General features: G+C 70.2%; 11 protein-coding genes. 5 read left to right on the forward strand and 6 right to left on the reverse strand.

Annotated features, from left to right (window positions below):
* Window positions 1–33 precede the first annotated feature (33 nt).
* Window positions 34–1896 (forward strand): ABC transporter ATP-binding protein, encoded by a 1863-nt coding sequence (locus CJ022_RS01955; RefSeq protein WP_101925019.1) that lies wholly within the window; start codon window positions 34–36, stop codon window positions 1894–1896.
* Between the two features lie 46 nt (window positions 1897–1942).
* Here CJ022_RS01955 and CJ022_RS01960 read toward each other — a convergent pair whose 3' ends face one another.
* Window positions 1943–3079, reverse strand: coding sequence for a COG3904 family protein (locus CJ022_RS01960; protein WP_101925020.1), 1137 nt, complete (start codon window positions 3077–3079; stop codon window positions 1943–1945).
* 200 nt (window positions 3080–3279) lie between these two features.
* Between CJ022_RS01960 and CJ022_RS01965 the strand changes: the two genes are divergently transcribed.
* Entirely contained in the window at window positions 3280–3639 is a 360-nt protein-coding gene (locus CJ022_RS01965; RefSeq protein WP_101925021.1) for a VOC family protein, read from the forward strand.
* A gap of 12 nt (window positions 3640–3651) precedes the next feature.
* Here the strand turns inward: CJ022_RS01965 and CJ022_RS01970 are convergent, their stop codons facing one another.
* The 5 genes from CJ022_RS01970 to CJ022_RS01990 all read right to left on the reverse strand — a co-directional run bounded on the left by CJ022_RS01970 (window position 3652) and on the right by CJ022_RS01990 (window position 10481).
* Entirely contained in the window at window positions 3652–4683 is a 1032-nt protein-coding gene (locus CJ022_RS01970; protein ID WP_101925022.1) for an alpha/beta fold hydrolase, read from the reverse strand.
* Between the two features lie 105 nt (window positions 4684–4788).
* Window positions 4789–5466, reverse strand: coding sequence for an SAM-dependent methyltransferase (locus CJ022_RS01975; protein WP_199171408.1), 678 nt, complete (start codon window positions 5464–5466; stop codon window positions 4789–4791).
* Window positions 5463–6821: an APC family permease gene (locus CJ022_RS01980; RefSeq protein WP_101925023.1), complete on the reverse strand. Its 1359-nt coding sequence runs from the start codon at window positions 6819–6821 to the stop codon at window positions 5463–5465. Before CJ022_RS01980 ends, CJ022_RS01975 begins: the two co-directional genes overlap by 4 nt.
* Window positions 6822–7114: 293 nt before the next feature.
* On the reverse strand, window positions 7115–8086 hold the full coding sequence (locus CJ022_RS01985) for a ribonuclease H-like domain-containing protein (protein ID WP_101925024.1): 972 nt from the start codon (window positions 8084–8086) through the stop codon (window positions 7115–7117).
* A gap of 10 nt (window positions 8087–8096) precedes the next feature.
* Window positions 8097–10481, reverse strand: coding sequence for a DEAD/DEAH box helicase (locus CJ022_RS01990; RefSeq protein ID WP_425490839.1), 2385 nt, complete (start codon window positions 10479–10481; stop codon window positions 8097–8099).
* A gap of 318 nt (window positions 10482–10799) precedes the next feature.
* Here CJ022_RS01990 and CJ022_RS01995 point away from each other — a divergent pair, with 318 nt between their 5' ends.
* The 3 genes from CJ022_RS01995 to CJ022_RS02005 all read left to right on the forward strand — a co-directional run bounded on the left by CJ022_RS01995 (window position 10800) and on the right by CJ022_RS02005 (window position 12205).
* Complete coding sequence (locus CJ022_RS01995; protein WP_101925025.1) at window positions 10800–11339, forward strand: type 1 glutamine amidotransferase domain-containing protein; 540 nt, start codon at window positions 10800–10802, stop codon at window positions 11337–11339.
* Window positions 11340–11372: 33 nt separating this feature from the next.
* On the forward strand, window positions 11373–11762 hold the full coding sequence (locus tag CJ022_RS02000) for an MAPEG family protein (protein WP_101925026.1): 390 nt from the start codon (window positions 11373–11375) through the stop codon (window positions 11760–11762).
* A 194-nt stretch (window positions 11763–11956) separates the two neighbouring features.
* Entirely contained in the window at window positions 11957–12205 is a 249-nt protein-coding gene (locus tag CJ022_RS02005) for a hypothetical protein (RefSeq protein ID WP_101925027.1), read from the forward strand.
* The last annotated feature ends 50 nt before the right edge of the window (window positions 12206–12255 follow it).

The raw sequence follows: 12255 nt of genomic DNA on the forward strand, positions 1-12255 counted from the left end.
GCAGCCGATCGTGCCCATCCGACTGGACCCCCCATGTTCCGCTGGTTCGAACGCCGCATCGCCCCCTTCCCGCCCGCCGCGCCGACGCAACCGCCGACGACGCTGTTCGCGTTCTGCATGCATTACGTCCGCGGCAGCGGCCACTGGCTGCTGCTGATGGCGCTGGCCACCGCGGCGATCGCGATCGCCGAAGTGGTGCTCTACGCCTACGTCGGCTCGCTCGTCGACCGGCTCGGCGCGAGCACGCCGGAGACCTTCCTCGATGGCGAACGCGGCCGGCTGCTGGCGATGGCGCTGCTGGTGCTGGTCGGCCTGCCGGCGCTGACGCTGTTCAGTTCGCTGGTGATCCACCAGACCCTGCTCGGCAATTTCCCGATGCGGATCCGCTGGAACGTGCACCGCTACCTGCTGCGGCAATCGATGTCGTATTTCCAGGAAGAGTTCGCCGGGCGCATCGCCACCAAGCTGATGCAGACCTCGCTGGCGGTCCGCGAAACCGTCATCAAGCTGCTCGACGTCGGCAACTACGTGCTGGTCTACCTGACCGGCGCGCTGGTCGTCGCCGCGGCCGCGGACTGGCGGATGATGCTGCCCTTCCTCGGCTGGGTGGCCGGCTACGCGCTGCTGATGTGGCGTTTCGTGCCGCAGATCAGCCGCATCTCCGAACGCCAGGCCGACGCCCGTGCGGTGATGACCGGCCGCATCGTCGACAGCTACACCAACATCGCGACGGTCAAGCTGTTCTCGCATTCGCAGCGCGAGCAGGCCTATGCACGCGAGGCGATGGACGGCTTCCTCGACACCGTGCACCGGCAGATGCGCCTGGTCACGGTGATCAACGTCTGCAACTACACGCTCAACATGCTGCTGCTGTTCTCGGTGACCGCACTGGGCCTGTGGCTGTGGCACGGCGACATCATCACCGCCGGGTCGATCGCGGTCGCGGTGGCGCTGGCGCTGCGCATGCTCGGCATGTCGCAGTGGATCATGTGGGAGCTGTCGGCGCTGTTCGAGAACATCGGCACCGTGCGCGACGGCATCAACTCGATCTCGCTGGCGCCGACCGTCGACGACGACAGCGGCGCGCCGCCGCTGGGCCGCATCGCCGGCGACATCCGCTTCGAGCACGTCGACTTCCACTACGGCCAGAAGCGCAGCGTCATCGAGGACCTCAACCTGCACGTGCGGCCGGGCGAGAAGATCGGCCTGGTCGGGCGCTCGGGCGCGGGCAAGTCGACGCTGGTCAACCTGCTGCTGCGCTTCTACGACCGCGAGGCCGGCACGATCCGCATCGACGGCACGGACATCGCCACGGTGACGCAGGATTCGCTGCGCGCGCAGATCGGCATGGTCACCCAGGACACGTCGCTGCTGCACCGCTCGGTGCGCGACAACATCCTCTACGGCCGCCCGGACGCGAGCGAGGACGAGATGCTCGACGCCGCGCGCCGGGCCGAAGCGCACGACTTCATCCTCACCCTCAGCGACGCCAAGGGCCGCACCGGCTACGACGCGCACGTCGGCGAGCGCGGCGTCAAGCTGTCCGGCGGCCAGCGCCAGCGCATCGCGATCGCGCGCGTGCTGCTGAAGAATGCGCCGATCCTGGTCCTCGACGAGGCGACGTCCGCGCTCGATTCCGAAGCCGAGGCGGCGATCCAGGAAAACCTCTACCGGCTGATGGCCGGCAAGACGGTCATCGCGATCGCCCACCGGCTGTCGACGATCGCGGCGATGGACCGGCTGATCGTCATGGACCGCGGCCGCATCGTCGAACAGGGCACGCACGAGGCGCTGGTCGCCGGCGACGGCGTCTACGCGCAGCTGTGGAAGCGGCAGTCCGGCGGCTTCATCCCCGACGATGTCGTCGATGCGCCCGCGGCGCCCGGCAACGGCTGAGCCGGCCGCTCAGTCCCGGGCGTCGGCGCGCATCGCATCGGCGCGGTCATCCGCACCCGTCGCGTCCGCATGCCTGTCGCGGCGGCAGGGTATCGAGGCGCAGGCGGCTGGCATTGTCGGCGGCGTCGCCGAGCTCGCCGGCCAGGTCGTATTCCGACAGCGGGCTCTCGACCGGACAGGTCGCATCCGGGAAGCCGAACGTGGTGCGCAGCTCCAGGCCGCAGGCGGTCATCGCATCAACCTCGCGGTCGGGCGCGCTGCAGCGGCTGTCGAAGGCGCGTGCGAAGGCATCGCGGCGGGCGACGAAATCCTCGCCGCACTTGCGCATCAGGCGCAGGCGGTCGAGATCGTCCTGGGCCGGATTGATGCCGTCGAGGCCGTAGAGCTTGAGTTCGTCGGCGCTGAGGATGCGCAGGCTGCGGTTGGGCACCGCCATCATCATGTCGGCGACCGCGACCGCGGCGCCGTTGCGCTCCAGGTAGTCGCGGACGCGGCCGTAGACCGCGCGCAGCTCGCGGTTGAGTTCGGCGCGCGTCACCGCGCTGGAACTCATGCGGATGATGCGGTGGATGCCGACGCGACCGCCGATCAGGCGGTTGTCGCCGCCGGCCAGCACAAACACGCAGGCGCTGTGGCAGACCGCACCTTCGCGCACCCAGATCGTCCAGCCCGACTCGGCGATGACGTCGCCGCTGCGGATCGCTTCCTCGACCATGCCGCCGCTCGAATCGATGTCGAGCACGCGCTTGTCGATTGACAGCCCGTCGGCGACCAGCGCCACGCGCTGCATCAGGTGGGTGAATTCCTGGGTGACGCGACCCTTGAAGCGCAACCGCGCGACGCCGCGTTCGGCGCAGGGCGCGAGCAGCGCGGTCAACGCCTCCTGCTCCAGCGCCTGGAGCGGCTCGCCGTCGCCCTGGGTCGTGTAGTCGAGTTCGCAGCTGATCGATGCGGCGCCCTCGGTCAGTGCCATGTCGGACCAGTCCACGGGTTCGACGGCAGGCACGGCCGGCGGCGCGGGGGCGATCCCCATGTCCTCGACCGGCGCCGTGCTGACCGCGCCGCCCTCTTCGGGCGTGTCGACCTGCACCGTCTCGACCGGCGCAGCCGTCTCGGGCGCACGCTGGCAAGCGGCGGCCGTGAGGCAGGCGGTCAACAACAGGCACAACTGCCATTTCGACATGGGAAACCGGGGATCCGACAGGAAGGAACGCGCGACATGGAAGGTGCGGACGCGTGCGATCCAGTGTAGGGGCTGCCCCGATCCGCAGTCGAATGCCGAATGAACCGGACCGGCGGCCCGGCACTGCAGCGTCGGGCGGTTTCGCAGCGCGCGCCCGCGCCGGATGGCCGACAATGCAGCCTGCCCGACCGGACCCTTCCATGGACGCCACCGACCGCGACCTGCGCATCGACTACATCGAATTCGACGTCGTCGATCTCGACGCCAGCAAACGCTTCTACGCCGCCGCGTTCGACTGGACCTTCACCGATCACGGCCCGGCCTACTGCGAGTTCCGCGATGGCGGACGCATGACCGGCGGGTTCGCGCAGACCGACGTGGTGCGCACCGGCGGGCCGCTGGTGATCCTCTACGCCCGCGATCTGGCGGCCGCGCGCCGACGCGTCGAGGCGGCGGGCGCGAGTGTCGAACCGACGTTCGCCTTTCCCGGCGGCCACCGCTTCCACTTCCGCGATCCCAGCGGTCACACGCTCGCCGTCTGGTCCGACGCCGACGCCTGAACGCCGGCGCGGTTACTCCGCGCCGAGATTGCGCAGCAAGGCGGCGTGGAATTCGTCCGGCGACTCGACCTGCGGCGAGTGCCCCAGCGCCGGGAACTCGACCAGGGTCGCCTGCGGAATCGCCGCCGCGGCCGCGCGGCCGAGCGCCGGGTAATCGCCGAGCGTCGACGCGATCTCGGGCGGCGCGCGGTTCGCGCCGGGTGCCGTGCGGTCGGTGCCGCCGATCAGCAGCAGCGTCGGCACGCGCAGCCGCGGGAACTCTTGCACGACCGGCTGGGTGAACACCATCTCCGAGGTCTGCGCCTGGTTCCACGCGACGATCTCGCGGTCCGGCCCGGCGTACATGCCCGCCAGCATCGCGACCCAGCGGTCGTAGGCCGGCGCCCAACGACCGTTGTAGTAGAACCGCGTCTGGTAGGTCTTGATGCTGTCGAAGCTGGTCTTGCGCTCGCTCTCGGCCAGCTGGTCGATGGTCGCGTACGGCACGCCCGCGGCCTGCCAGTCCTCGAGCCCGATGGGGTTGACCAGCACCAGCTGCGACACGGCCTGCGGATACTGCAGCGTGTAGCGCGTCGCCAGCATGCCGCCCATCGAATGGCCGATGACGGTCGCGCGTTCGATGTCCAGTGCGTCGAGCAGCGCATGCGTGTTCGCTGCGAGCTGGGCGAACGAGAACTGGTAGCCACGCGGCTTGGTCGAGCTGCAGAAACCGATCTGGTCCGGCGCGATCACGCGCCAACCCGCATCCACCAGCACGGTGATCGTCGCGTCCCACGTGGCGCCGCAGAAGTTCTTGCCGTGCAGCAGCACCGCGGTGCGTCCATTGGCCGCATCCGCCGCCGGGCGCACGTCCATATAGGCCATAGACACGGCCTGCCCCTGCGATTCGAAGGCGTGCTGCTGGCGCGGATGCGGATAGTCGAACGTCGACAGCGTGCCGTCGTAGGGCACGGCGGGCCCGGCCGCGCGCGCGAGCGTGCCGGCGCACAGCAGCGACAGGCCGACGCCGGCAAGACCTAGAACGTGGCAACGCGTGACGGACATCGATCGAATCTCCGGATAAATGGTGGGTCGCCAGTATGCGCAGCGGGGACGACGACGGCGTGACCGCACGGCACGGCCCGGTCGTGCGACGCGGCGCGCGCGGAATCAGCGTTCCGGCACGGTCCACATGTAGATCGTGCTGCTGCCGACCTTCTGCGTGACCTCGGGCTCCCACTGGTCGGCCATGTCGAAGGCGTGGCTGACGATGCGCGTCCCCGGCTTCAGTTCCGACAGCAGCTTCGGGCGCAGCTTCACGTTGAGGCTCTGCAGCAGGTACAGGGTCACGACGCTGGCCTCGCTGATGTCTTCCTCGAACAGGTCCGCCTCCTTGAACGTCACCAGGTCGGTGACGCCGGCCGCCTCCGCGTTCGCGTTCGCTTCGCGGATCCGCACCGGGTTGATGTCGTAGCCCACCGCGCGCACGCCGAACCGCGTGGCCGCGGCGATCGGAATGCGACCGTCGCCGGAGCCGAGGTCGTAGAGCACGTCGCCTTCCTTGACCTGGGCGAGGTTGAGCATCGCGTCGACGACGGGCTCGGGCGTCGGCACGTAGATGACATCCGGCTCGCGCGCCGGCGCCGGCGCGCCTTCGGCATACGGCGAGTCCGGGCCGATCGAAGCGGTGACCGTGTGCGTGGTCTCCATGGCGGGCGCGTCGGAGTCCGCGGCGGTTTCGGTGATCTCCGCGTCTGCGGGCTCGTAGGCGTTGACGGCCTGATCGGCGCAGGCGAGCAGGAACGGCGTGCAGATCGCCAGGGCGATCAGGGACTTGGTCGGCTTCATGACGGCGACTCCTCGGGGCGGGTGGACGGTTTCAGAACGCACAGCAGCACGGCGCCGATCGCGAGGACCGCGACGCCGACGAGCGCGCCACGGCCGGTATAGGCCAGGCTGGAATACAGCAGATAGGCGCTGGTCGCGCAGAACAGCAGCGGCAGCACGGGATACAGGGGCACGCGGAACGGGCGCGGCAGGTGCGCATCGCGCCGGCGCAGGACGAACAGGGCGATCCCGACCAGCAGGAAGAACAGCCAGAACACCGGCGCGGTGTATTCGACCGCGACCTCGAAGCCGTCGCGCGCGAAGGCGCCGAGGACGACCAGCCCCAGCGCGAGCACGCCCTGCACCAGCATCGCGGCGCGCGGCGTGCCGGTGCGCGCATCCCAGCGTCCGATGAAACCGAGCGCCGGGAAATCGCGCCCGACCGCGTACACGCTGCGCGCGCCGGTGATCATCGTCGCGTTCGCCGAGGTCAGCGCCGCGGCGACGACGATCGCGCTCATCGCCACCGCGCCGGCGGGCCCCAGCACGCGGCCCATGACCTCGGCCGCGACCGCGTCGTGTTCGGCCATGCCGCCGAGGCCGAGGACCCGCAGATAGGCGAGGTTGACGAGGACGTACAGCGCGGCGACCGCGACCAGGCTCAGCACCAGCACGCGCGGCATCCACTTCTGCGCGTCGCGCACTTCGGCGGTGATGTAGACCGCCTCGTTCCAGCCGCCGTAGGTCAGCAGCACGAAGACCAGGATCAGGCCGATCGCGCTGTCGCCGCCGCTGCCCGGGATCGGCTGCAGGTCCGCCGGCGCGAACAGCAACCCGGCGCCGACGATCACCAGTACGCCGACGATTTCCGCGACCGTGAGCCAGGTCTGCACCGCCGCGCCCTGGCGCGTGCCGAGCCAGTTGATCGCGGTCAGCGCGAGGACCGCGAGACCGGCGTACAGCGCCGACGACCACGGCCCGAGATCGAACAGTTGCGCCATGTAGTCGCCGACGATGAAGCACAGCAGCGCGATGGACCCGGTCTGGATCACCGAGACACGCGCCCAGGCGAACAGGAACGCGAGGCGCCGGCCGAAGGCGCGGCGCAGATAGTTGTAATCGCCGCCGGCCTGCGGATACGTGGTCGCGAGTTCCGCGTAGCAGAGCGCCCCGACGATCGACAGCAGGCCGCCGCCGACCCAGGCCGCCAGCATGACGAACTCGCTGCCCGACGCGCCGGCGATCAGCGACGGGGTGCGGAAGATGCCGGCGCCGACGACGACGCCGATGGTGATCGCGATCGCGTGGCGGGCGCGGAGCGTGGCACGTGGCGACGCGGGGTCGACCGCGGCCACGCGGGGTGGGCTGGCATCCATGGCGCTCCAGAGTGACGCGACGGGTCGCCGGTGGAACGGCGATGCGGGGGCTGCTGGGCCGTCCGATTCAAGCATCACGGCGATGCCAGGCGCGTGAATGGGCCCCGCACGAAGCCGCCGCGCGACGCGCGTAGTGCGCCTCGACTCGCTCGGGCCGGTGACATCCCGCGCCCCACGCGCTGCCTGATTCCGTTGGCGTGCAGCATGTGTTTGTAGGAGCGCGCTCGCGCGCGACCACGGCGACGGAGCGGCCATTCCGCGCGCATCCTGCCCGGTCGCGCGCAAGCGCGCTCCTACACGCGCGGCGCTCGCATTTCGGATTCCTCACCCGATCCGTCGAACCCGTCGGAGATGCCGGCTTCGCACGCCTCGGAGGCTTCCGGCGCATCCCGCATCGCTTCGAGCACGCCGAACAGGCTGCGCAGGTCCTGCGCGTTGTGCAGGCCGACGCGGCGCAGCTTGTCGGCGCTGCCGCCGCGCAGATAGGCCAGCCACGCGCCCGGCGCCTCGCTGCCGGGCAGGTCGTCCTCGCGCAGCACACCGAGCAGTTCGCGCTCGACGGTCGCGAGCTTGCAGTTCGCCCACACGCCGCGATAACGCCGCCGCACCGGATGCAGCAGGTCGACGTGCCGCAGGGCCAGCACCGGATCCGGCAGCCGCGCCAGCCGGTAGCGGGTCGACAGCAGCGGCCGGTCGTAACTGCGGCCGTTGTAGCTGACGAGCACGGTCGCCGGCGACAGCCAGTCGGCGAAGGTGCGCAGCATCGCGCTCTCGGCGCCCAGGGTCGTCATGCACAGCTGCCGGATGCGCAGGCCGCCGTCGCGGAAATCGGCGGCGCCGATCATGAAGGCGCGTGTGCCAGTGCCGCCGGCGAGGCCCGTCGTCTCGGTGTCGAAGGCGAGCAGATCGCAACGCGATGCGGTGTCGTGGCGGATGTCGTGCAGTGCCAGCAGCGCGTCGTCCTGCGGCCACGGCGTCCATTGTTCGAGATAGCGCAGGCCCGGCGCGATCTCTTCGCCCGGCAGGTGGCGGTCGACCGGCCCCGTCGGGCGCTGCGCGACCGGCACCCGCAGCCGCATCAGCTTGCGCAGCTGGGCGACGACCTCTTCGGGCGAGCGCTCGCCGCGCGCGGCGGGATCGACGCGCGGCCACGCGGCCTTCGGCGGCAGCGCCCCCTCGCCGAGCGGCCGCGCCGGCCGGGTCACGTCGGTGGCCGTACCCGCCTGCCCGCGCAGCAGCCCCAGTCGCTTTGCCAGCGCACTCATCGACGTGCGCTCATGCGGCCGCCAGCAGTGCGATCACCCGCGATGCCAGCTGCTTGGGCGTGCGCTGCTGCGCTTCTTCCGCCGCGAGGATCGGACCGACGCAGGCCGGGCAGCCCGCGCGACAACTGCAGCCCGCGACCAGCGCGGCGGCCTGCGCCAGCAGTTCGTCGCGCCGCTCGTACAGCGGCGACGACAGACCGACGCCACCGGGATAGTTGTCGTAGAGATACAGCGTCGGCGCGAACCGGCCGAGCAGCTCGATCGAGGTGCTGGCGCCGTCGCCGTCGCGCAGCTGCCCGCGGCCGCGCTGGTCGGCGGTCGCGAACCAGGTGCCGTCACCGCTGCCGACCGCCTTCTGCAGGTCGCGGCTTTCCGCCATCACCGCGACCTGCGCGACCAGATGCAGCGCGTACGAAGCACCGAGGAAGCCGTCCAGCGCTTCGTGCCGCGCATCGAAGGCGGCGTCCAGTGCGCGTTGCGGCAACTGCCACCAGACCGCGCTGGTGTGCAGCTCCTGGTCGGGCAGGTTGACCGGCCCGTAGCCGATGTTCTCGTGGGTGTGGAAGCGGATTTTCTTGTAGCCCGATACGCGCCGCACCACATGCACTTCGCCGAGGTGCGCGCTGCCCTGCCCCGCGTCGGCCTGCTCGGCGTCGTCGAGCACCTTGAGTTTGGTGTAGTCGATGGCGTCGGTGTAGTAGTCGACCCGCGTGCGGGTGACGTAGGCCTTGCGGCCTTCCCAATCCAGGCGCTCCACCTGGAAGGGCTCGGACTGGATCATGTGGATCGCGCCTTCGTACAGGGTCAGCGCGGCGGCGGAATAGTCGACCTCGGCGATGATCGTCTGCCGGCCGTCGGTGCGGTCGACGACGACGAAGTTGCCGTCGGCGACCGAGCGCAGGTTGACCGCCTGCGCCGGGTAGCTGTCGGCGATCCACTCCCAGCGGTCGCCCTCGTGGTGCAGCACGCCGGATTCCGCGAGCACCTCCAGCCACGGCGCCGGCGCCACCGGTCCGAAGCCGTCGCCATCGATGAACGGCAGCTCGAACGCCGCGCAACGGATGTGGTCGAGCAGGATCAGCGGCTGGTCGGGCTCGATGCGTGCGTGCTCGGGATTGGCGTCGGCGAAGAACTCCGGATGCCGCACCACGTACTGGTCCATCGGCTCGGAACTGGCGACCAGCACGCCGACCGATGGCTGTTGCCGGCGGCCGGCGCGGCCGAAGCGCTGCCAGGTCGCCGAGATGCTGCCGGGGTAACCATTGAGCACGACGACATCGAGGCTGCCGATGTCGACGCCCAGCTCCAGCGCCGAGGTGCTGACGATGCCGTCGATGTCGCCGGCGCGCATGTCGCGCTCGGCCGCGCGGCGCTCGGTCGGCAGGTACCCGCCGCGGTAGGCGCGGATGCGGCGCGGCTTGCGCGGGTCGTGGTCGAAGACCTCTTTGAGGTACTTCGTCAGCACCTCGACCATCAACCGCGTCTGGCAGAACACCAGCGTCTTCAGGCCGGAGCGGATCGCCAGTCGCGCGATGCGGTTGGACTGCGACCGCGCGGATGCGCGCAGGCCCAGATCCGGGTTCACGACCGGCGGATTCCACAGCAGGATGTGCTTGTCGCCGCGCGGTGCGCCGCCGTCGAGGATCGCGTCGATCGTGTCCTCCGTCGCTTCGATCAGCGCCTGTCCATGCGCGTGCGCGTTGCCGATCGTCGCCGAGCACAGGATGAACTGCGGTGTCACGCCGTAGAACGCGCAGACGCGCTTGAGCCGCCGGATCACGTTGGCGACGTGCGAGCCGAACACGCCGCGGTAGGTGTGGATCTCGTCGATGACGACGTAGCGCAGGTTCTCGAAGAACTGCGCCCACTTGGTGTGATGCGGCAGGATCGCCTGGTGCAGCATGTCGGGATTGCTGACGACGATGTCGCCGCTGACGCGGATCGCCTGCCGCGCGTCGCCCGGCGTGTCGCCGTCGAAGGTCGCCGCGCGCAGGCCCAGCGCGCCGGCCCTGTTGAGTTCCAGCAGTTCGGCCACCTGGTCCTGCGCCAGCGCCTTGGTCGGAAACAGGTAGAGCGCCTTGCTGCGCGCGGTGATCGCCGCCGACAGCACCGGCAGCGTGTAGCACAGCGACTTGCCCGAAGCGGTCGGCGTCGCGACGACGACATGGCGGCCGGCCTGCGTCGCCGCCCAGGCCTGGGCCTGGTGGCTGTAGAGCCGGTCGATGCCACGCGCGCGCAAGGCATCGGCCAGTGCGGCGGGCACATCATCCGGCATCGGCGCGTAGCGGCCTTCCTGGCCGGGCAGCAGCAGGTTGCCGGTCACGCGCCCGGGATATTTCGCCGCGAGCTTCGTCGCCAGCGAGGTGCCGCCGCCGGTCGCCGCCAGGGCCTGCACGGGTTTGAGGATCGCGTTCAGGGTCGGCTCCGGTCACAGCAGAAACGGAGCGCGACTGTGGGCTCGGCGCGTCTCACCGGGCGAGACTGCGGCCGGCGCGTGCATGCGGAATGCCGCCTTGGACCGGGCCCTTCGTCGCATCGCGGGATGCGCGAGACGCCGGCGTGGCGTCGTCGTGACGGTTCCGATCGTCCCGGCGTGTGCGCCGCGAAGGCGCGGCGGCGCGCAGTCGAACGGTGCGCGCAACCCGGCATGTTTCACCGCGTTCCAACGCCGGCGCGCCTAGCCTCGCCGTTCCCTCACGACCCAGGAATTCCAATGCAGGATCTCAACGGCAAGACGATCGCCATCCTCGCCACCGACGGCTTCGAGCAGTCCGAGCTCGAGAAGCCGCTGCAGGCGCTCAAAGACGCCGGCGCCACGGTCCACGTGGTGTCGCAGGACGACAAGCAGCAGATCAAGGGCTGGGACCAGAAGGACTGGGGCAGCAGCGTCGATGTGGACGTGACCCTGTCCAAGGCCGACGCGGGCGGCTACGACGCGCTGGTGCTGCCGGGCGGCCAGATGAACCCGGACGTGCTGCGCGCCGACAAGGCGGCGGTCGCGTTCGTGCGCGCATTCGGCGACGCCGGCAAGCCGGTCGCGGCGATCTGTCACGGCCCGTGGCTGCTGGTCGAAGCGGGCCTCGCGACGGGCCGCAAGGTCACGTCGTGGCCGTCGCTGAAGACCGACCTGACCAACGCCGGCGGCACGTGGGAAGATTCGGAAGTCGTCGTCGACGGCAACATCATCACCAGCCGCAAGCCCGACGACATCCCCGCGTTCAACGACGCGATCGCACGCGCCGTCGCCGGCTGATCCCGGCCGGCCGCACCGACAGGACCCGCGACGATGCAGAGCGAACTCCAGATCCTGGCCTGGTCCATCCTGTTGGGCCTCGCCTACGTGCTCGTCGCGGGCGCCTGCAGTACCTGGCAGCGCGGCGTGCGCTGGAACGCGAGCAATCGCGACGGCGACGCGCCGCCGCTGACCGGCGTCGCGATCCGCGCGAACGCGGCCAGCCGCAACTTTCTCGAGACGTTTCCGTTCTTCGCGGCCGCCGCCCTGGCGGTCGCGTTTCTCGATCGCGGCACTGCCGACACCCTGCTCGGCGCGCAGGTGTATCTGTGGGCCCGCGTCGCCTACCTGCCCATCTATCTGATCGGCATTCCCTACCTGCGCACCGCGGTGTGGATCGCCTCGTTGTGGGGACTGTTGCAGCTCGTGCAGGCGCTGTTCTGATCGCGTCCTGCCGCGTGACTGCGACGTGCGTCGCACGTTCCATCGATGAATGCGCTGCATCGAATCCGGATGGCTGAACCGCGCCCACGCACCCTGCGCACTGTCATCGAAACGCGCTTTTAGTTTCACCAAAAACAGACGATTCGCTGCGTAGCCTGCGCGCTCTTCCCGGCCGCACTGGTTGCACGCACGACATGAGCGACATCGAATTCGATCGCAATCTGGTGATCACGCTGGGACGCAGCGGACGCGATTCCTATCCCGACCGGTCGTGGGAAGAGATCGAGCCGGTGCTGCGCACCACCTGGGAATTCGACCGCAGGCTCGGCGCCTGGACCGACGTGCGCGCCGCGGTGCACGCGGCCTGGCGCGCCTGCGATGTCGACGTCGCCCCGGCGCGGCTTCGCGCCGGGCGCCACGGCGTCGGCGCCCGCGCCGCCTGATCGCCCCACGTCACCGTATCGGCGGTCGCGCATGGTGGTGGGCCCTGGAT

Origin of the sequence: Luteimonas rhizosphaerae (assembly GCF_002849595.1) — a bacterium.
Lineage (GTDB): Bacteria > Pseudomonadota > Gammaproteobacteria > Xanthomonadales > Xanthomonadaceae > Luteimonas > Luteimonas cellulosilyticus.

Excerpts from the sequence above, each read along its gene's own strand:
- CJ022_RS02000 (WP_101925026.1), top strand. The coding sequence starts at position 11,373 with ATGCAGAGCGAACTCCAGATCCTGGCCTGGTCCATCCTGTTGGGCCTC.
- CJ022_RS01995 (WP_101925025.1), top strand. The coding sequence starts at position 10,800 with ATGCAGGATCTCAACGGCAAGACGATCGCCATCCTCGCCACCGACGGC.
- CJ022_RS01970 (WP_101925022.1), bottom strand. The coding sequence starts at position 4,683 with ATGTCCGTCACGCGTTGCCACGTTCTAGGTCTTGCCGGCGTCGGCCTG.
- CJ022_RS02005 (WP_101925027.1), top strand. The coding sequence starts at position 11,957 with ATGAGCGACATCGAATTCGATCGCAATCTGGTGATCACGCTGGGACGC.
- CJ022_RS01965 (WP_101925021.1), top strand. The coding sequence starts at position 3,280 with ATGGACGCCACCGACCGCGACCTGCGCATCGACTACATCGAATTCGAC.
- CJ022_RS01955 (WP_101925019.1), top strand. The coding sequence starts at position 34 with ATGTTCCGCTGGTTCGAACGCCGCATCGCCCCCTTCCCGCCCGCCGCG.
- CJ022_RS01975 (WP_199171408.1), bottom strand. The coding sequence starts at position 5,466 with ATGAAGCCGACCAAGTCCCTGATCGCCCTGGCGATCTGCACGCCGTTC.
- CJ022_RS01985 (WP_101925024.1), bottom strand. The coding sequence starts at position 8,086 with ATGAGTGCGCTGGCAAAGCGACTGGGGCTGCTGCGCGGGCAGGCGGGT.
- CJ022_RS01960 (WP_101925020.1), bottom strand. The coding sequence starts at position 3,079 with ATGTCGAAATGGCAGTTGTGCCTGTTGTTGACCGCCTGCCTCACGGCC.
- CJ022_RS01980 (WP_101925023.1), bottom strand. The coding sequence starts at position 6,821 with ATGGATGCCAGCCCACCCCGCGTGGCCGCGGTCGACCCCGCGTCGCCA.